Consider the following 20,125-nt stretch of genomic DNA (forward strand, 5'->3'; position numbering starts at 1 on the left):
AGATATAATGTCAATTGCTGCGACAGAACACGATGAGAGCCGTTTCTCTTGCCGGGCGCATCACCCTTGCGGCAAGCCTTGTCGCCGCTGCACAATTGCCTGCTCTTGCCGAAAATCCATTTCAACAATTTCATCAACTCGATACGACCAGCAAGACGTCGAAGCCAGATGCTTTCGTTGCGCCCGGAACAGTCCCGGAAGGCGTGAAGCTTCATTCTGTAGGGTTTGACGCAAAATTGACTAAGGATGGCCCTGCAATCGAGGACGGCTTGGTATGGTATGTCTTCAGCCCTGTCCCCGGGCCGGACGGCAAACTTCCAATGGTTGCGACATCGCGGGGCGGATCGGCGAATTTCCAGCTGGCGCCTGGCGATTACTTCGTTAACGTGTCTTTCGGACGAGCAGGCGCCACTCGGAAGCTCACAGTCGAGGATCAAGGCGAGCCGGCGCGCCAAACAATGGTTCTGGATGCCGGCGGCCTCCTCCTGAACGCGGTATCGGGATCTGATGTTCGCATTCGCCCGGATCAACTGAGCTTTTCGATTTACTCCTCCGAAGTTCGCGAGGACGGCGAGCGAGGATTGGTGATGGCGAATGTCCCGCCCGATACAGTAGTAAGGCTCAATGCGGGAACCTACCATATTGTCTCACAATATGGGGATGTGAACGCATCTGTCCGTGCTGACATTCAGGTAGAGGCCGGCAAGTTGACGCAGGCGACGATCCAACACAAGGCGGCGCAGATTACCTTCAAACTTGTCTCCGAACATGGGGGAGAAGCGATTGCGGATACTGCATGGTCGATTTTGACGAAGTCAGGCGACAGCGTCGGCGAAAGCGTCAGTGCCTTTCCGACGATGGTGTTGTCGGAAGGCGAATATTCAGCCGTCGCTCGCAACAAAGACAAAATCTATCAACGCGATTTCAAGGTAGTGGCGGGACGTAACATCGATGTCGAGGTCTTGATGGCCGACTTGCAACCGCAGCAGCCAGCAAATACCGCAGCAAAGACGCTTCAAGTTCAGCAATCAGCACCCGAAGGCCAGCCGCCATCCTCGAATACCGCGCCGCTGCCCAGTTTCGATGAATTGCGAGGCGGCTCGAGCACCAGCACCGATACGGATTGACCGTCAGCCGCTTTATTGCGGCCTCCATCTCCAGTCGCGAATTTCCGGCAGGTCTTCGCCATATTCTCGGACATAGGCTCGGTGCTCGTCCAACTTGGCTGAGAGTGTTTCTATAGCAGTCGGAACTTGCTCAGCAAGCCCTGGGACACGCGCAATAGCTTCCAGAGCTAAGTGATAGCGGTCCAGTTCATTCAAGACTGTCATATCAAAGGGCGTGGTCGTGGTTCCCTCCTCAATGAAACCTCTTACATGAAAATTGTCGTGGTTCGTGCGGCGGTACGTGAGCCGATGAATGAGGTAGGGGTAACCGTGATAGGCAAAAATGACAGGCTTATCCTTCGTGAATATGGCATCGAAGCGATCGCCATCCAGCCCGTGAGGATGTTGTTCTGGATCTTGAAGCGCCAGAAGATCCACGACATTGACGGTCCTGATTTTGAGCTGCGGGATTAAGTCATGAAGAAGCATGACTGCTGCCAAGGTCTCCATGGTCGGCACGTCACCCGCGCAAGCCATGACGACATCCGGTGCAATTGCATCGTCTTCGAAACTAGCCCATTCCCAAGTGCCGATGCCTTGTTGGCAGTGAGCAGTCGCTTCCTCGATGGAAAGATATTGCGCTTCAGGCTGCTTGCCCGCAACGATGACATTGATCCTGTTGTAGGTTCTCATGCAATGATCGGCGACCCACAGAAGGGTATTGGCATCCGGCGGTAGATAAATGCGAACGATGTCAGCTTTCTTGTTTGCAACCAGGTCGATGAAGCCAGGGTCCTGATGGGAAAAGCCATTGTGATCTTGGCGCCAGACATGAGAGGTCAGCAGGTAGTTGAGCGATGAGATTGGCTTTCTCCAGGCAAGTTCACGCGACACCTTGAGCCATTTTGCATGTTGATTGAACATCGAGTCGATGATGTGGATGAAGGCTTCGTAGCAGGAGAAAAGTCCATGGCGACCTGTCAGAAGATAACCTTCAAGCCATCCCTGACACAGGTGTTCACTCAACACCTCCATCACCCGGCCGTCACGCGCAAGGTGCACGTCGTAGTCTTCGATGGCTTGCATCCAAACACGCTGCGTCTCCTCGAAGACGTCGCCAAGGCGGTTAGACTCCGTCTCATCCGGGCCGACGATGCGGAAGTTCTTCGTGTCCGCATTCAGTTTGATGACCTGCGTCAGATATCTGCCGAGAATTTCGGTAGACTGGACCTGCTTCGCACCTCTTTCCCCGATATCGACGGCTGAGGCGCTGATGTCGGGTAAAACAAGCTCTGTGCGAAGCAAGCCCCCATTGGCAAAGGGAGTTGCGCCCATGCGTTTCTCACCTGTGGGTGCGAGCGATCTGAGATCGTCTCTCAGTCGGCCGTCTGCATCGAAGAGATCGTCTGGATCATAACTGCGCATCCATTCTTCCAGGATCGCTCTATGTCCGTCGTCGGCTCGGCAGTTTCCGACAGGAACCTGATGGGCGCGCCAGAAACCCTCGACCTTTTTCCCATCAACCTCTTTGGGTCCTGTCCAGCCTTTAGGGCTCCGCAAGATAACCATTGGCCAGCGCGGAACCGTCGACGAGGCGGTACCTTGGCGTGCTTGGTGCTGAAACTCCCTAATCTGGTCGAAGGCACGATCAAACGCCTTCGCCATTTCGCGGTGCATCTTCTCAGGCTCATATCCTTCAACGAATATCGGCTGATAACCATAGCCGGTGAACAGCCGCTCCAGATCCTCATCACTACTTCTGCCTAGGATCGTCGGGTTCGCGATTTTATATCCGTTCAAATGCAGAATCGGCAAAACCGCCCCGTCACGTGCCGGGTTCAGGAACTTGGTGGAATGCCATGCAGCTGCCAGCGGGCCGGTTTCCGCTTCGCCATCGCCAACCACACAGGCGACAACCAAATCGGGGTTGTCAAAAGCGGCACCGAAGGCATGCACAAGCGCATAGCCGAGCTCTCCGCCTTCGTGGATTGATCCGGGTGTCTCCGGCGCAGCATGGCTGGGAATTCCGCCGGGAAATGAGAATTGTTTAAATAGCCGTCGCATTCCTTCGACGTTCTCTGGAATGTCCGGATATATCTCGCTGTAAGTGCCCTCAAGATAGGTGTTTGCCACCATGCCCGGGCCGCCATGGCCTGGTCCACAAATGTAGAGCACGTCTAAATCGCGCTGCTTGATCATCCTGTTGAGATGAGCGTAGATAAAATTCAAACCCGGGGTCGTTCCCCAATGGCCGAGTAGTCTTGGCTTGATATGTTCCGGCTTGAGCGACTCCTGCAGAAGCGGATTGTCCATGAGGTAGATCTGTCCGACCGACAGGTAGTTAGCAGCCCGCCAATATCTGTCGATCAGCTTGACCTCGTGATCTGATAGCTCTTCAGGTTTGACTGTCTGCATGATCTCATCCTTATGTATTGGGTTTAGAGATGACCTCAAGGCCCTCATCTGCAATGATTTTTTCTTCATTTGTTTGAATGACAAACACCTTGATCGAGCTCTCGGGTGCGCTGATGAGGCAGGCGGATTTGTCGTTCGCATGCTCGTCAAGTTTCAACCCAAGAAAGGCGAGATAACCAGCCACACTTGAGCGGACCGCTGGCTGATTTTCCCCAATGCCGGCCGTGAAGACTAAGGCGTCGAGCCCGCCGATCGCGATGGCGAGGCGCCCAATTTCACCGGCGATCCTAAAATAGAAGAGATCCAGTGCTTCCTTTGCCGCGGATGCTTTGCTCTCCAGCAGTTCACGCGTATTGCCGCTGATCTCCGAGACGCCGAGAAGACCGCACTGGTGGTACAGAAAATCCTCCAGTTGATCAGGACTGGGATGATGTTCGCGCAAGAAATGCACCACGACGCCGGCATCAAGCGCACCCGGCCTCGTGGCCATGGGAATGCCGTCCAGGGCTGAAAAGCCCATGCTCGTGTCACGGCTGACACCACCGGACATAGCGCAAAGACTTGCTCCGCTGCCTAGATGTGCGCAGATTATCCTTCCATTAGCGATATCAGGATCAACCGTCACCAGCTGGCGCGCGATGAATTTGTACGAAAGACCGTGAAAGCCGTAGCGCCTTATGCCGGCTTCGTGCAGAGATCTTGGGATCGCGAGTCGAACCGCCTCCGGTTTTTGCGTCGCGTGAAAGGCAGTGTCGAATGATATCGTTTGCGGCACTTCAGGGTGAGCCTTAGCGACCGCTCGGATGACACGCAAAGCGCCCGGCTGGTGAAGCGGTGCAAGAGGAACAAGCGCCTCGAGTGCAGCAAGCGATTCGGCGGTCGCCAACACAGGCCCGCGAAATTGTGAACCACCATGAACGACCCGATGTCCCGTAAGGACGAGATTGGAAGAAGTGGGAAGAACATAATCGCTTAATTTCGCGATGAGACGATCATCGACCTCTTCGACAGTGCCAAGATCGAGTCGACCTTCTATCCCCTCGCCTGAATAGTGCAGGTTAGCATTGTCTCCGAAGCTGAGACTGCCCTTGCCAAGCTGAACCGCCTTGTTTCCGTCAATCGCGAAAACACCGATCTTGATGCTTGATGAACCAGTATTGAAGGTTAGAGCGACGTTCTGCATTTTTGTCCCTCACATTACACCTTCTGGTCGAACGCGCGGTCGCGGGAAGGGTTGCCTTGTGACAAATGTTTAGGTCGCACTAAGGCCCCCGGGCGTTTGAATAACGACCGGGATCATAACAGATGGGCAGCTTACTGCTTTGATGGGGATCAATGATCTGGGCCGAGTTGGCCGCTGGTTCGCTTTCGACAACAGCAACAAAAAACCCTGCCTCGTTTCCGTCGCAGAAGGTCATGATCAACCTATTGAGCGCAGTCCGCGAAGCAGGGTTCTTAAAGAGTATGATCGCAAAGTTTAGGCTGATTTTGCCTTTCTTGCTTCCGCCTTGCGGCGCAAATCCGGCGGTGTCGCTTCAAGCGCTAGCGATGCCAACGCATCGTCAAGGGACATCGCAGTCTGCTGCTGGCTGCCGAGCCTGCGAATATTGACGCTACGCTCTTCAGCCTCTTTCTTTCCGCAAACGATGATGACCGGCACCTTTGTGACCGAATGTTCGCGGATCTTGTAGTTGATTTTCTCATTGCGGAAGTCGGTCTCCACGACGAGACCCGCATCACGCAGCGCTTCAGCCACTTCCTCGCCATAGCTGTCAGCTTCCGAAGTAATGGTCGCCACGACAACCTGCAATGGAGAGAACCAGAGCGGGAGATGGCCTGCAAAGTTTTCGATCAAAATGCCGAGGAACCGCTCCATCGAGCCGCATATCGCGCGGTGGATCATCACCGGCTGGGTCTTCTCTGAATTGCTGTCGATGTAGAAGGCGCCGAAACGCTCGGGAAGGTTGAAGTCAACCTGCGTCGTTCCGCACTGCCATTCACGGCCGATCGCGTCCTTCAACGTGTACTCGAACTTCGGTCCGTAAAATGCACCTTCACCTGGCAAAATACCCGTTTTGACCTGGCTTGATTGAGACTGGATGGTGTCCAGCACACCCATCATGACACTTTCGGCGCGATCCCAAAGTTCGTCCGAACCCACACGCTTTTCGGGTCGAGTCGAGAGCTTGATCGTGATCTCCTCAAAACCGAAATCGCGGTAGACAGACATGATCAGATCATGGATTTTCAAGCATTCGGCCGCCATCTGCTCGTCTGTGCAGAAGATATGCGCATCGTCCTGCGTGAAGCCGCGCACGCGCATCAGGCCATGCAAGGCACCAGACGGTTCGTAGCGATGTACGTTTCCGAATTCTGCAAGTCTAATGGGCAGTTCGCGGTAAGACTTCAACCCATGCTTGAATATCTGAACGTGCCCGGGGCAGTTCATCGGCTTCAGTGCGAAGACCCGATCATCGTCAGTTTCGTCGCCTGCCACGGTTACCTTGAACATGTTGTCGCGGTACCAGCCCCAGTGTCCGGACGTTTCCCAAAGCGACTTGTCGAGAACTTGAGGCGCGTTGACTTCCTGATAATCGCTTTCAAGCCTGCGGCGCATATAGGCCACGAGGCTCTGGAACATACGCCAGCCCTTGCCATGCCAGAACACGACGCCCGGGCCCTCTTCCTGGAAGTGGAAGAGATCCATCTCGCGACCGAGACGGCGGTGATCGCGCTTCTCAGCTTCGGCGAGCACATGGAGGTAATTGTCGAGATCGGCCTGCTCTGCCCATGCGGTACCGTAAATGCGCGTCAACATCGCGTTGTTGGAATCGCCGCGCCAATAAGCGCCGGCAACCTTCATCAGTTTGAAGGCAGTGCCGACCTGACCTGTCGATGCCATGTGGGGTCCGCGGCAAAGATCGAACCAGTCGCCTTGAAAGTAAATCTTGACGTCCTGATCCTCAGGGATCGCGTCAATCAGTTGAACCTTATACATTTCGCCCTTTTCGGCGAAGATCTCTTTTGCCTTCTCGCGGCTCCAGATCTCTTTGCGGAACGGAGCATTGCGCGCGATGATCTCCTTCATCTTCTTTTCGATCTTCGGTAGATCGTCGGGCGTGAAGGGTTCGTTACGGGCAAAATCGTAGTAGAAGCCGTTTTCGATCACTGGACCGATCGTCACTTGCGTTCCGGGCCAAAGCTCCTGCACGGCTTCAGCCATGACGTGCGCTGCGTCGTGCCGGATCAGTTCTAGCGCGCGTGCATCACTGCGCGTGATGATTTCGATCGCACCATCGACAATAGGATCCCCGAGATCGCGGGTTGCACCGTCAATCGAAATCGCCATCGCCTTTTTCGCGAGCGATTTCGAAATGGATTCGGCAACGTCACGCCCGGTCGTTCCTGCTGGGAATTGACGGACAGAACCATCGGGAAATGTGAGGGAAACGGCTTGAGACATAAATTTCTCCATATCCAGTCCCGCCAACCAATGCGGGTGGGTCAAAAGATTCAGCCCGGCGCGGGCCGGTTCGGGTGACGGCGTGATAATTTGAAACCGCAAGGGAGTAAAGAATTATCGCTGCTTCTGCCGCGCGTAACCGAGCAAATCTGCTGGGCGATCCTACTGATGGGCAGACCGAAAGTACCGCCAGGGCGTCCACCAGCGCTGACGAGTGGAAAGACGTTCCGGCACCGGATCGAGTCCAGAGGTGCCGCCTGGGCCACAGCGCAAGACACGAAAAAGCGTCAACCACCCGCCCGGCCAGATACCATGTCGTGCAACGGCTTCATATCCATATTCAGAGCAGGTCGGAATATGACGACATGCGTTCCCGACAAAACCCGACAGCGTAAGTTGGTAAAACCTGATCATCGTCATGCCGAGCAACCTATCCGGCGTCTTGCGATAAGAGCCGCGATAGTTACGTGAGCGACTGGGTTTGGAAGCCGCTGCACCGCCTTCGTCGGCGTCATTTTCTGGCCCTAGGCAATATTGGCACATGCGGTCAGGCCTTCACCCGCTCCGTATGTTGCGACTGCGCCTCATCGATTGCAGCCACAACCGCGTCGAATGTCAGCATGGTGGACGCATGGCGCGCTTTAAAATCCTTCACCGGGCGCAAATAGCGCATATCCTCAAACCGACCGCTCGGGCCTTCTCCGTCTGCCTTCAGCATGGCGAGCATATCCTCGCGCGCCTGACGCAGTTCAGTTGTCGAAGCTCCTACGATGTGACGCGCCATAATCGAAGACGAGGCCTGCCCTAAAGCGCAGGCTTTGACCTCGTGAGCGAAATCCGCGACGATGTCACCATCCATCTTGACCCAAACGCGCACGCGCGATCCACAAAGTTTCGAATAGGCTTGCGCCGTCCCGTCAGCCTCTTCAAGTGAGCCGGTCATTGGTATGTTACCGGCAAATTCCAGGATCTTTAGATTATAGATCTCGTCCATGAGAACAATCGTCTCCGGATTGGGCAACATTGATCGTTGCGCAAACAAAAAACACACTGTTGCGCAAAGCTCTACTTTCACAGCCGCGCTTGGATCATATATGTATGTCTAAAGAGGCCATTACAGCAATGACCTCTAAAAATATGTTTGGGAAACCGTGCCGTTGGCGCTATGAGCGCATCCATCGGCCCCGGAGCCTGCCAAAGGTGCAAGATCCCCTTCGTGGAAGTACCAGTGGCCTGTCCGATAGACGATCCGCCAGCGCGGGTCAGGAGACTGTACGTAATGGACGCCATCGTAAAGAATTTTCCCCATAATAAAGACGACCGCCCGACGCAAAAAGAAGCCGAGGACGCCGTCCGCGTGTTGTTGCGCTGGGCAGGAGACGACCCCGCACGCGAGGGATTGCTGGATACGCCCAAGCGCGTGGCGAAAGCGTATCGCGAACTTTTTTCGGGATATGATCAAGATCCTGAGGAGATTCTCGGCCGTACGTTTGAGGAAGTGTCGGGCTATGACGACATGGTTCTCGTGCGCGATATCCCGTTCCATTCCCATTGCGAACATCACATGGTGCCCATCATCGGTAAGGCGCATGTGGCCTATCTTCCTTCTGGCCGGGTTCTCGGTCTATCGAAGATCGCGCGTTTGGTAGACATCTACGGTCGGCGGCTCCAGACACAAGAAGCGATGACCGCGCAAATCGCAGATGCCTTGGATAAGACACTGAGGCCTGAAGGTGTTGCCGTGATGATTGAGGCAGAGCATATGTGCATGGCAATGCGCGGTGTACAGAAGCAGGGCTCCACCACGCTGACGACGCGATTTACCGGCAAGTTCAAAATCGATCCGACCGAACAGGCGCGATTTTTGACGCTGGTTCGAAACGCCTGACATCGAAAACGCGTCCGAGTTACAGCAAGTCCATGGGATTGCCGAATGGCAAGCCCATGAATGGCGTGTACGCTTGCCGGCCATCAATAGACGCCTCGCTTGCCTCTTTCCTTCATGAAAGTGAAGTTTTTGTCTTTTAAGGATGCTGCGTCTCCCTCTCTTAAATCGGCCTTGATTCTAAACACTTATATTGTCGGTAAAATGCAAGTTAACTGAGCCCCTCCGCCTGGCTCTCAAGGAAGATGCCGATGGTTGCCTTCAATGCACCCTCCGAAGATAAAAACGAGTTGGAAGACGCTGGCGATTTTACGCCTCGCTTCGATGATCGTGGATTGATCACGGCGATCGTCTCCGATGCGCGTGACGGCGAACTCCTAATGGTTGCACACATGAATGCGCAGGCTCTTGCTCTCACGATCCAAACCGGGGTCGCGCATTACTTCAGCCGCTCGCGGAAGAAGCTTTGGAAAAAGGGAGAAACATCAGGCAATATTCAAACCGTGAAGGAGATCCGGACCGATTGCGACCAGGATGCAATCTGGCTCAAGGTTGAAGTGGCCGGCCATGATGCCACCTGCCATACCGGCCGCCGTTCCTGTTTTTACAGGACCGTAAACCTTATAGACGGTAAACCGATGCTTGAAATCGTTGACGACGAACTTCACTTCGATCCCAGCACAGTTTACGAGAAATAGCGTTTTTTCGCCCCTTCATCTCCCTTATCCCGTCAAATTCACCGCCTATATACCAATCCTAAAGCTTGGGGATGTATTGGTATGAACGCGGGGGTGCGCGAGGGAGATGCGAATGTTGAGCTGGGGTTCACACCGGCAAGGGTCCGACACCGGAACGACTGGCGCAACGCCTCTTGAAAAGACAGCTCTAGAAAACACAACACTTCCCAGTTTACCCAAACAGAAAAGCAAAATCGCTTTGGCCCTTGGCGGTGGCGCTGCACGAGGATGGGCGCATATCGGCGTCTTGCGTGCGCTCGATGAAGCCGGCATCGAAATTGGAATGGTAGCGGGAACCTCGATCGGTGCGCTGGTTGGCGGCTGCTATCTCGCCGGCAAGCTCGACGAACTGGAAGGCTTCGCGCGTTCGTTGACGATGCGTCGAATAGCCAGCCTTCTTGATTTAACGATCGGCGGAAGTGGATTGTTCGGCGGAATGCGGCTGACAAAGCGGATGCAGGAGCATCTTGAGGGAATGAGCATAGAACGGCTCGATCGGCCCTTCGTTGCCGTGGCCGCCGAGGTCAATACTGGCCATGAGGTCTGGATTGCCACCGGCTCATTAATTACGGCCTTGCGGGCTTCCTATGCACTGCCGGGCATCTTTGAGCCAATCCGCAGCAATAACAGAACCCTGGTTGACGGCGCTTTGGTCAACCCGGTCCCGGTTTCCGTCTGCCGCGCTTATGAACAACCCCTGGTGGTTGCCGTTAATCTCAACTACGACCTTTATGGGCGATCGGCGGTGGTGCGCCACAATGCTGAACTATCGCCATCGGAGGTTCAAAAACGCGAGGCCGTTCCCCAGCACAAGCTGGGTATGACCGGGGTAATGGTCCAGGCCTTCAATATCATTCAGGACAGGATCGCTCGCGCAAGGCTCGCGGGGGATCCACCCGACGTATCGCTGCATCCGCGGCTCAGCGATATCGGCCTGTCTGAGTTTCATAGGGCCGGCGAAGCAATTGACCGCGGCTATGAAGAAACCAAGGCACGCCTTGCTGAGCTGAGACGGCTACAGGACGTCCTCGTTCCTGCTCCTTGAGGGAAAACGTCCTGATGCCTGCTATCAACCGGCGATATAGGCCTTGATGTGCTCTGCCTCCATCTCGACCTCAGCCATTCGGGCCTTGACGACGTCACCGATCGAAACGATTCCTGCCAGACGTCCGTCTATTTCGACCGGGACATGGCGGAAGCGGTTGCGCGTCATCAACTCCATCAACTCATTGACGGTGGTCTTTTCGCTGCACGTGAAAACACGGGTTGTCATCAGCGCAGCAACGGGCCGCTCAAGACAGGATGAACCTGCGCGGGCGACTGCATTCAGAACGTCTCTTTCTGTAAAAATGCCAGAGATGCGATTATCGACGCCTGTTATGACAACAGCTCCGATCCGTTTATCGCTTAAAAGTTTGGTTACGTCAGCCACACTTGCATCTGGCGCGGCCGTGAGTACATCCCTACCCTTTTGATCGAGGATGGCCTTTACCGTATTGGTCATTTGCACCTCCCTGTTCCGTTTCCGGTCATCACTGAACCCGGCGCTGTTCAAGCGGCAGCTTCTCCTCCTCTGCCGCCAAAACACGAAAACATGGTGCCCCTGATCCATCAGGATTGCAAGGGATCATCCTCGGCGCTGCCATGATCCTCGAGCCTCGGCTTCACATCAAAAAGATCGAAAAGCAGGAAGCCAAACAAAAAACCGCCAATGTGAGCGTCCCAAGCCACGATCTGATCACCATCACCGGCAAGCGGAAGTCCAAGAGCGATCAAGAGATTGCCGGCTAACCAAAAGACGATGAAGGCAACGGCGGTTCGGCTTTTGAAGACCTCTCGGATGGATAGGCGCGGATTGCGGTGAGCGGGGTGCGCCCTGACCTTGGACGGCGGGAAAGCAAACCGACAGGCAGCACCCATCAAACCCGAGATTACACCGGAGGCTCCGATGAGGACAGTGTTTTCGCCCCAATTCAGCGCGAGATGGAAAGCGGCAGAGGCCACTGAGGAGAGGATCCAGAACAAGAGATAGCGCAGGGTTCCAATCCTGCGGACAACAGGCGCACCGAAGATCATCAACCAGAGGCTATTGAAGAGGATGTGCTGTATGCTTCCATGCAGAAGCGAATAAGTTACCGGCGTCCAATAAAGCTGCGGCCCCTGTTGAGATAAGGCCGTCGCATATCGCAGCGGGATCAAACCAAAGTTGAAAAGAAGCCAGTCAACGGCACCCTCCGGCAACAACAGGGATTGAACGGCGTAAATGACGGCTAGCAGGACGATTGTCAGAAGAACGGAGGTGGGAGCATTGAAAATTGGCTGCCGCGCTGGCGGTACCTCGTTTTGGATGGGCGCCTCGTTTTCCACATTATCGTTCATTCTTGTCTCACCTCATTCAAGAACTTGGGATACAGAAGCCAGGTGTAAAAAGAAAGACGGTGTTGGACCGTCATTCCGCCACGCCTCGTCGCCGATGTTCCCAAGATCACGCAAAAACCTTCCATTAAACAGTAAGTGCTAAGTTTGCCGAAAAGCGCCACATAAGAAGACCCGGATGAACGCCTATAACGCCACGCAAACAAGACAGCCGTCCTCGCAGTCCGAGGGAGGCATATTCCAGCGCGTGACAATCAATATGCAGGGTAGACTGATGCTGGCGAACTATGAAGAGTTCGCTTGCTTCGTGATCGAGATGTCGCCTGGTGATCTTTACGTGAAATGCGCAGGACGGCCCCGTCTTCGTGAAAGAGTCATTGCCTATATCGATCATATCGGTCGTATCGAAGGAAATGTTCTGGCGCTCGATGAGACCGGTTTCACGCTCTCGGTAAACGCGACAGAGCGTAAGCGGGAGAAACTGGCGGCCCAATTGATTTGGCTTGCGAACAAGCATGAACTGGGGCTTCCTGAAGATCGGCGCCATGACCGCCTCACGCCGCGCCAAACAACGAGCGAGATCGTCCTCGAAGATGGAACGCGCTACACCTGCCGCATCATGGACTTGTCGCTATCAGGTGCGGCCATAGACGTGGAAAACAGGCCGCCGGTGGGCACTCCTCTTCGATTGGGAAATATGCGTGGCCGAGTCGTACGTCACTTCATGGAAGGCGTCGCGATCGAGTTCCTGTCCATCCAGTCGCGTGACACGCTTCGAGAGTTTTTGTAGACGTCATTCCTCCTTCAACAAGGTCTGTCACGACAACCTTGCTGTTAAGAAGAGGAAACGTCAGTGCTCTATCCAGAAATCGAGCCCTATGCCGAAGGGCTGCTGGACGTCGGCGAGGGTCATCAGCTCTACTGGGAGACGAGCGGCAACCCGCATGGGCAACCCGTTGTGGTCCTCCATGGCGGTCCGGGTTCAGGCTCCTCGCCACATCAGAGGCGACTTTTCGATCCATCCTTCTACCGGATCGTGCTTTTCGATCAGCGCAATTGCGGGAAAAGCCTACCACATGCATCGGCGAACAATATTGATTTATCCGCAAATACGACATGGCATCTGGTTGACGATATCGAAAAACTTCGGGTGCTTCTTGGCATCGACACTTGGTTGCTTTTCGGTGGGTCATGGGGTTCGACCCTCGCCCTCGCCTATGGCCAACAACATCCAAGCCGCGTCAGTGGTATCATTTTGGCCGGCGTCACAACGACACGCCAAAGCGAGATAGATTGGCTGACAAATGGCTTGGCTCGTCTCTTTCCGGCAGAATGGGACAAATTATGTTCGGCGATTCCGGTTGGTCCTGGCCCTGTGAACGTCGTAGAGTCCTATCATGCTCTCGTTCATTCCACGGATCGGCGGATCTGCCTCCAGGCAGGATGGGACTGGCATGAATGGGAGCTTGCCTCTATTCTTCTCGCCGATCCGGAAGGAACGCCCCGAAGATGGCGCGACCCACTTTACCGGCTGGCACGGGCCCGTATCGTGCTGCACTATTTTCACAACGCAGCATGGCTCGACGAGAATCAGCTGCTCTCAAACGCCGGCAGTTTGCTGAACATCAAAGGCATACTGATTCAGGGAAGGCTTGATCTTGAAGCTCCTCTGACGACTGCATGGGAACTGTCAAAAGCCTGGCCCAATGGCAAACTCGTCATCGTTGAAAAGGCGGCCCATTCCATCGCCAATCCCAATTTGGAGCAGGCGATCACTGCCGCGACCGATGAATTCCGCGAATTTTTCTAAAAAATTTTTCAGGCAAAACCAAGAAAAGCAGGCCGTTATGGCTCATTTCTTGGTTTAAACAATCTTACTGTGGCGGGCTTTTGCTTAACCCGGATGATGAATGAAAGCTGAAGAATATTGCCTAGGAATAAGCCGCATTAAGATTTCGACGGTTTGTTTCCGCTGCACGGTACGCAGAAACCTGCGTCGATCCGTAAAATTTGAAATAAAGTCGAACGAATTTCAATTGTGAACTTGCTACTGCAAAACTGCCCCAATCGCTAAAATTTTATACAAATTCGATTCAACTAAGCCTTTAATTTCGCTAGCTATTTTTGCGTGAGATAAAAAAAGTTGTGTCAGTTTCCCGATCAAACAAGGGAGACGATGATGAACCTTAACAACGCAATCAGAGCAGGAATCACAATCGCTGCTGCCATGATCGGCATGATGGGCGCAGTGAAGGCAAACCCTGCAAGCATGGTCATTATCGGCGAGGCGAACCCGCCTATCGGCGCTTATCAGTTCTGCCGCGACTATCCGAACGACTGCCGCAACCCTGCCGGCGATGCGGGCGAGCTCATCCTGACTGAGGAGCGTTGGAAGGAAATCCTGCGGATCAACTATCAAGTGAACTCGACGATCAGACCCGCCACCGATATGGAAGTCTATGGTGTCGAGGAACATTGGGATTACCCCAAAACCGCCGGTGACTGCGAAGACTATGCTCTGCTCAAGCGCAAGATGCTGATCGAAGCCGGCATTTCACCGTCGGATTTGCTGATGACCGTTGTTCTCCAGCCAAGCGGCGAAGGTCATGCCGTCCTGACCGTTCGCACCGACCGCGGCGATTTTATTCTCGACAACATGCGCAACAAGGTGATGCTTTGGTCCGATACCGAATATACCTACCTGAAGCGCCAGGCCACCGCCAATCCGGCGCGTTGGGTAAAGCTTCAGGACGGTCGTGCGGTCGCGGTCGGCAGCGTTCGCTGATGTTAACTTGAACATAGCTGGAAGCATCAGAATCTGGCCGGTTACAACGTCCCGGCCAGATTTGCGTTATTCGATAGCAAGGACGACGCCAGTCGGACCATACTCAAGGGTCGCCTGGCCGCCTTCGATGTCAAGCTTATCAAATTTTCCTTCCATCGAACCAGCGGTGAATATCGGGATCCGATCGCCTTCATGCGGATGATAGCCCTCCGCAAAGCTGACATGCAGTGTGCCAGCGATCTTGGCAGGACCACTGACGACCATCCGTTCTCTTTTCGCTGAGACGAGATCCACGGCAAGGGTACCCTCACCCGACTGCCGATATCCAGATCCGATATGAACGCCATCCTTGGCCGTCACCTCGAGACGGCCGCCTGATACCGACACATTACCCGTTCCAAGTGCTGATGATGAAGCAGCAATCAATCTGCCGCCTTCCAGGTTTGTGCCGCCGCTGTAACTATTGTCACCTGTGAGTTGGATTGTACCGGTTCCTTTTTTGGTCAAACCGCCGGTACCCGAGATATCGTTACGCCAGCTATCGAAAGCATTAAAGCCCCCTTCCGATGCATTCATATTGACGGTTACATGGCCGTCGAAACGTCCGTAACCGTCAGCGGCGGCGAAAAGATTGAGGCGCCCGTAACCTTCCTGATCGTCCAGGAACGGGTAGCCTGAGCCGATCTCCGTCGTTGCCAGGACCTCGCGGCGCTGCAGTGGATTGAGATAAGGCTGGCGTGTCTCGAGAAGTACTTCCGCACCTTGCGGAACCTTCGCGGCTTGTGCTCCGTCGTGGATTTTAGGAAAGCCATAGGTCAGCCGAGCGGCCACAAAGGCCTTGTTTGTGGCGTGGTCCGAGAAGCGGTCTTCTTTCGTTGGGGCTGCGTGGGAAAGCGTCTCCAGATCGCTGTCGCTTCCCGCATGCACGGCGGAACCCAGCCAGGTTTGTGCCTGCTTGAAAGCCGAGATCTTCAACTCACCCAAATCAGGACGGTTCAGATTATAGACAACCGCTGCAGTCCCGAGCATCCTACCGCCCATGACGTCAAGCGGCGAATGCATTCCCGCACGGATGCGGTTTTCCCCCAACTCGAAGGCACGCGTCAGCATCTCCTGGTATCGTTGCGGAACCAGATAGGCCATGGCAAGTGCATCCCTCCAAGCTTCGGCCGTGTGGCCGCTTGGAAATCCGCCATCCTCAACGGGCTTGCTGCTTTTCGCAGGCACAAGAGTCGGCAGGAGGACCACCTCGTTACTCCAGCGGAACGGGCGAGCATATTTGAAGTAGCGCTTTGCCGGCTCTGTTGAACCGTTCTCGCTGACCGCGTTGATGAGATCGACTGCGAGTCCAAGATCCGGATTGGCGGGGGTGTTGGCCTTCGTGTCCTGCCTACTACCAAATCCCCGATCGTTGCCGCTGTCCTCGTATTTGACTTTATCGGCATCGGCAGCGACCGATGTGATGCTGGTGGTTTGCTTCGATCCAGCCTTCCATGCCTCCATCAAAGGACCGAGGCCATCGACAATGCTGGCGTTCTTACCGCGCCTGTCATCGAGATAGGCTGCGATAGCTTCATTGGCGGTTCTCTCCCGCGTTGCCTTCACGACATATGCAATATTGGCTTCATGAACGGCCTTATTGCGGATTTGTCCGTCGGTGGGACTGAACGGCACACCGTTCCAGTCGGTCGACTTCACAGCAGGGCAACCGTCTTTTGCGGGTGCTTCAACACCCGCGTCCACGAAGGGCGTTCTTGGCGTCCAAATGTCCAAAAAGCCGGATAAAAGAAAAACCGCTGCGTTGGTGTCCAGCGTGGCATGACACGCATCGCCTCTCAGGTTTGTGTTGCCCGCGCGGATGTAAGGGATGGGCTCAGCCGAGGACGATTCGGCGAAGGCCGTAGAAGAGACGGACGACAGCAACGCGGCCGCTGTAAAGCTTATCAGGAAATCGCGAAAAGTAATCATGCTCGAACCTCAGCCAACAGGTGATGCCAAATACGAATGAGATCGTGCACTAAGGCGATAGTTTTATGACAGCCAATCCACGTGTCGTAATCCTATCCGGCATCGGGCCCAACTTCACCGGACGAAGCCTTGGAAAAATCAACCTCTATAAATTTGGGCTTGCGGAACACACAATGAACAGCTAGTTTCGTTCTTGATTTGTTTCATATTTTTGAGGGTGGTTTAATGTTGACGCGCAAGCAGCAGGAGCTCCTTCTGTTCATTCATGAACGCATGAAGGAGTCGGGGGTACCGCCATCTTTCGACGAGATGAAGGATGCGCTCGACTTAGCTTCCAAATCAGGTATCCACCGGCTGATCACAGCTCTGGAAGAACGCGGCTTTATTCGCCGGCTTCCGAACCGGGCGCGTGCGTTAGAAGTTATCAAACTGCCTGAGACATTTCCGCCGGCAGCACAGCCGCGGCGTGGTTTCTCACCCAGCGTTATCGAAGGCAGCCTGGGAAAAACACAACCGCCTCCTACGCCCGCGCCAAAGCCGGTGCAGATTGAAGGCAATGGCGGCATTTCAGTGCCCGTTATGGGACGTATTGCGGCCGGTGTACCCATTTCCGCCATTCAGAACAACACGCACGATATTACCGTACCTCCCGATATGGTTGGCCCTGGCGAGCATTATGCGCTTGAGGTCAAAGGCGATTCAATGATCGAGGCGGGAATTTTCGATGGCGATACTGTCATCATTCGCAACGCCACCACGGCAAATCCAGGAGAAATTGTCGTGGCGCTGGTCGACGATGAAGAGGCGACGCTGAAGCGGTTCCGCCGCAAGGGGGCCTCCATCGCACTGGAGGCAGCAAATCCCGCTTATGAGACCCGGATTTTTGGGCCTGATCGCGTCAAGATCCAGGGGAAGCTGGTCGGGCTTATTCGGCGTTATCATTGATGGGCGGGAGCTGATCGTCGTAGCGGTCAGCTCTCCAGTCATAGCTGCGTTGGCGTGTCCAGGGGCGCTGCAACTTGCCCTCAAATGCAGTCGTGATGACAGGAGAGCCCAGATCGTCGATCCGCAGCTCAACGGATCCAGTGCGGCGAAGAGATTGTCCTGTGAAGAGCAGGGAACCAGACCTGCAAGATGTGAGACGGACTCGTGCAGCAAGGACGACGATATCAGCAGTGTCGCATGCAGGCCCTAAATAGATCGGGCTCTTGATTGTGATCACACTATAACCGCTACTTAATTTTGCGGCACACCATGCTTTATTGGCGCAAATGAATGTTTGCTCGAAACTGTTCGCCAACGCCTGACGCATATTGGCTTCAACGTCCGATGCCTCAGCCCGTGACAGTCGGCGGTTGCGGTCATCTTCCTTCACCGATGGCAGAGGGTTTTCAACTTCGGTCGGCTTAGTATGCTCTTCCAAGACAAGAGCGTGTTGCCATTGGGCGAAGATAAAATCGGGCGGGCCAGCGCGATTTGACGCGATCGCATGATCTTGAACGATCCCAACAAGCTCTCCGTCTTCGGCAATCAGTAGATCCGGCACAGGCGCTCCTGGTGCCAGCATCAAGTAGATAGACGCAAGTCCTATCAGAGCTGGTCCTATCAATCTCAGTCTGGTCCTCGTCAGTGTGAAGATCAGGAAACCAAGGACGGCGGTTGCGAAATACCATGATGGCATCCGTCCAATGTCCATGGTCCCACCCCAACTGGAAACCCACTTTGCGATCTCGATAACAAGTTCCAACCCAAAACCGACGATTGGCCAGAGCCAACCGTCGAGACCGAACGGCATGAGCATCATTGCCGCCGTTCCAAAAGGCATAACGATAAAGCTGATGATCGGCATCGCCATAAGATTGGCCGGCAGGCCATAGGCCGTCAGCCGATGAAAATGCTCGGCAGCAAAGAGTGCCGTGGAAAAGCCGTCGATCATCGATGATAACAAAATGCCGCCGATGAACTTGCCGATCAGTGAAAGCGGCTTGGCAAAGGGTAATCGCGCTGTGATCCCGGGCGCGCTGCTTCTTCGGGTCCATAAAGCGTAACTCGCCACAAGCGCTAGCGTAGCGGCATAGGACATCTGAAAGCTGGGTCCCAGCGCTTCCGATGGAGAAAGAACAAGAATGATGATGGCTGAGATGGCTACATTGCGCAGGCTGATCGACGGCCGGTCGACAAGGACGGCAATCAGCATGACGGCCATCATGATGAACGCACGTTCGGCGGATACCGCAAAGCCGCAAATCATGTAATAGGCGCAGAGCGTCAGAAGTGCTCCGACGGCGGCAATTTTCTTTGTCGGATAGGTGTGAACGATCTTCGGAAACAGACTGAGAAGATAGCGCAGACCGACAAAGAAGATGCCGGCTGACAGGGCCATGTTCAAGCCCGAAATTGCGACGATATGCGTGAGCCCCGCGATACGAAGCGCATCTGTGGTTTCCTTGGAGATGGCACGTCGCTCATCGGTCACAAGGGATGCAGCAAAAGCGCCGGCATCGCCAGGCAGAACTGCGCGAATACGGTCGGCTATGGCGCTCCGAACGCTTGCGAGATAACGGAAACTTTGCGCAGCAAGGCTCAATTCCTCTGACGGTTCCTGCGGCAGAACTTCCGGCTTCCCATAAAGGAAACCGTTGGCTCCGATTCCATCAAAATAAGCTGCGAAGGCGAAGTCATTCAGTTCGGGAAGCGCTGGGCCAGCCGGCGGTGTCAGCCGTGCCTTCCCCTTCAGGCGAGCTCCAATTGCAAGGGGCTCTGCCGCACCGCGCACGACGAGAGATACCTTTTCTGGCATTCGCTTCAGGTTGGGTCCCTCTGTCGCTTGCAAAGACAAAATATACCGCCAGCGCCCAGGCCCGCTGCTCTCGCGCTCCTCGATGCGGCCTGTCACGGTCGTGGTAACGGGCACATCCAGAATTGTCGCGCTTGCGCGCCAGCTTTCAAATGCAGCGCAGCCGATGCCAATGGCGAAGAGTAGGCCAGCAGTTGCGATAATCCGTTGTATCGCTCGCTGCTGACCCACCATCAGGTAGATGAGCAACCAAAATGCAATCGACGCTAAGATAACGGTCCACGGGAGATCGACCGGCATCTTGAACCACAAGATCGAGCCGCAGATCAGGCAAAGCGGATAGAAGAGAAACAGCCGTCCATGTGCAACTTCCTGCGCGGCGAGCAATTGCGTGTGCTCGAACAATACTAAGATTGATCGTGCAAGACGCAATGAAAGCGGACCGACGCTTTGCGTATTCGCCGGACGCACAATGGGCCACGTGCCCGATGTCGCCGCCAGAGAAGAGATCGGCTGAGCATTAGACGAAATGATGATAGGCTTCCCAGTAACCTCCTCATCTCTTACTTCGCTCATGGGAACCGCTCTACCGC

The 20,125-nt window shown here is 54.8% G+C and carries 17 protein-coding genes; 8 read left to right on the forward strand and 9 right to left on the reverse strand.

The window, feature by feature from the left end:
• Positions 1 to 32 precede the first annotated feature (32 nt).
• Positions 33 to 1,127 (forward strand): RgsD C-terminal domain-containing protein, encoded by a 1,095-nt coding sequence (locus VQ830_RS19145; protein WP_337269749.1) that lies wholly within the window; start codon positions 33 to 35, stop codon positions 1,125 to 1,127.
• Positions 1,128 to 1,139: 12 nt separating this feature from the next.
• Here the strand turns inward: VQ830_RS19145 and VQ830_RS19150 are convergent, their stop codons facing one another.
• From VQ830_RS19150 to VQ830_RS19170, 5 genes are all read right to left on the reverse strand, one after another.
• Positions 1,140 to 3,521: a phosphoketolase family protein gene (locus VQ830_RS19150; protein WP_337269750.1), complete on the reverse strand. Its 2,382-nt coding sequence runs from the start codon at positions 3,519 to 3,521 to the stop codon at positions 1,140 to 1,142.
• Between the two features lie 10 nt (positions 3,522 to 3,531).
• On the reverse strand, positions 3,532 to 4,704 hold the full coding sequence (locus tag VQ830_RS19155; protein ID WP_337269751.1) for an acetate/propionate family kinase: 1,173 nt from the start codon (positions 4,702 to 4,704) through the stop codon (positions 3,532 to 3,534).
• A gap of 294 nt (positions 4,705 to 4,998) precedes the next feature.
• Positions 4,999 to 6,984, reverse strand: coding sequence for a threonine--tRNA ligase (thrS, locus tag VQ830_RS19160; RefSeq protein ID WP_337269752.1), 1,986 nt, complete (start codon positions 6,982 to 6,984; stop codon positions 4,999 to 5,001).
• A 162-nt stretch (positions 6,985 to 7,146) separates the two neighbouring features.
• Positions 7,147 to 7,527, reverse strand: coding sequence for a membrane protein insertion efficiency factor YidD (yidD, locus tag VQ830_RS19165; RefSeq protein ID WP_337269753.1), 381 nt, complete (start codon positions 7,525 to 7,527; stop codon positions 7,147 to 7,149).
• A gap of 4 nt (positions 7,528 to 7,531) precedes the next feature.
• Complete coding sequence (locus tag VQ830_RS19170; RefSeq protein ID WP_337269862.1) at positions 7,532 to 7,978, reverse strand: iron-sulfur cluster assembly scaffold protein; 447 nt, start codon at positions 7,976 to 7,978, stop codon at positions 7,532 to 7,534.
• A gap of 285 nt (positions 7,979 to 8,263) precedes the next feature.
• Between VQ830_RS19170 and folE the strand changes: the two genes are divergently transcribed.
• From folE to VQ830_RS19185, 3 genes are all read left to right on the forward strand, one after another.
• Entirely contained in the window at positions 8,264 to 8,872 is a 609-nt protein-coding gene (gene folE / locus VQ830_RS19175; RefSeq protein ID WP_337269754.1) for a GTP cyclohydrolase I FolE, read from the forward strand.
• 242 nt (positions 8,873 to 9,114) lie between these two features.
• Positions 9,115 to 9,567 carry a phosphoribosyl-AMP cyclohydrolase gene (gene hisI, locus VQ830_RS19180; protein WP_337269755.1) on the forward strand — a complete coding sequence of 151 codons (453 nt, stop codon included), beginning with the start codon at positions 9,115 to 9,117 and terminating at the stop codon, positions 9,565 to 9,567.
• Between the two features lie 112 nt (positions 9,568 to 9,679).
• Positions 9,680 to 10,651 carry a patatin-like phospholipase family protein gene (locus VQ830_RS19185; protein ID WP_337269756.1) on the forward strand — a complete coding sequence of 324 codons (972 nt, stop codon included), beginning with the start codon at positions 9,680 to 9,682 and terminating at the stop codon, positions 10,649 to 10,651.
• A gap of 24 nt (positions 10,652 to 10,675) precedes the next feature.
• On the opposite strand, the gene VQ830_RS19190 is transcribed toward VQ830_RS19185, so the two are convergent.
• Entirely contained in the window at positions 10,676 to 11,110 is a 435-nt protein-coding gene (locus VQ830_RS19190) for a CBS domain-containing protein (protein WP_337269757.1), read from the reverse strand.
• Positions 11,111 to 11,217: 107 nt separating this feature from the next.
• Positions 11,218 to 11,985: a rhomboid family intramembrane serine protease gene (locus VQ830_RS19195; protein ID WP_337269758.1), complete on the reverse strand. Its 768-nt coding sequence runs from the start codon at positions 11,983 to 11,985 to the stop codon at positions 11,218 to 11,220.
• Positions 11,986 to 12,160: 175 nt separating this feature from the next.
• Here VQ830_RS19195 and VQ830_RS19200 point away from each other — a divergent pair, with 175 nt between their 5' ends.
• From VQ830_RS19200 to VQ830_RS19210, 3 genes are all read left to right on the forward strand, one after another.
• A complete protein-coding gene (locus tag VQ830_RS19200; RefSeq protein ID WP_337269759.1) occupies positions 12,161 to 12,772 on the forward strand; it encodes a PilZ domain-containing protein in 612 nt (203 codons plus the stop codon).
• A gap of 63 nt (positions 12,773 to 12,835) precedes the next feature.
• Positions 12,836 to 13,792 (forward strand): prolyl aminopeptidase, encoded by a 957-nt coding sequence (pip, locus tag VQ830_RS19205; RefSeq protein WP_337269760.1) that lies wholly within the window; start codon positions 12,836 to 12,838, stop codon positions 13,790 to 13,792.
• A gap of 417 nt (positions 13,793 to 14,209) precedes the next feature.
• On the forward strand, positions 14,210 to 14,767 hold the full coding sequence (locus VQ830_RS19210) for a transglutaminase-like cysteine peptidase (RefSeq protein WP_438618299.1): 558 nt from the start codon (positions 14,210 to 14,212) through the stop codon (positions 14,765 to 14,767).
• A gap of 66 nt (positions 14,768 to 14,833) precedes the next feature.
• Here VQ830_RS19210 and VQ830_RS19215 read toward each other — a convergent pair whose 3' ends face one another.
• Positions 14,834 to 16,735 carry an acid phosphatase gene (locus tag VQ830_RS19215; RefSeq protein ID WP_337269762.1) on the reverse strand — a complete coding sequence of 634 codons (1,902 nt, stop codon included), beginning with the start codon at positions 16,733 to 16,735 and terminating at the stop codon, positions 14,834 to 14,836.
• A 225-nt stretch (positions 16,736 to 16,960) separates the two neighbouring features.
• Here VQ830_RS19215 and lexA point away from each other — a divergent pair, with 225 nt between their 5' ends.
• Positions 16,961 to 17,680: a transcriptional repressor LexA gene (gene lexA, locus VQ830_RS19220; protein ID WP_337269763.1), complete on the forward strand. Its 720-nt coding sequence runs from the start codon at positions 16,961 to 16,963 to the stop codon at positions 17,678 to 17,680.
• Here the strand turns inward: lexA and VQ830_RS19225 are convergent.
• Positions 17,661 to 20,108 (reverse strand): ComEC/Rec2 family competence protein, encoded by a 2,448-nt coding sequence (locus tag VQ830_RS19225; protein WP_337269764.1) that lies wholly within the window; start codon positions 20,106 to 20,108, stop codon positions 17,661 to 17,663. The genes lexA and VQ830_RS19225 overlap by 20 nt on opposite strands.
• Between the last annotated feature and the right edge of the window lie 17 nt (positions 20,109 to 20,125).

Origin of the sequence: Oryzifoliimicrobium ureilyticum, assembly GCF_037199735.1 — a bacterium.
GTDB lineage: Bacteria > Pseudomonadota > Alphaproteobacteria > Rhizobiales > Rhizobiaceae > Rhizobium > Rhizobium ureilyticus.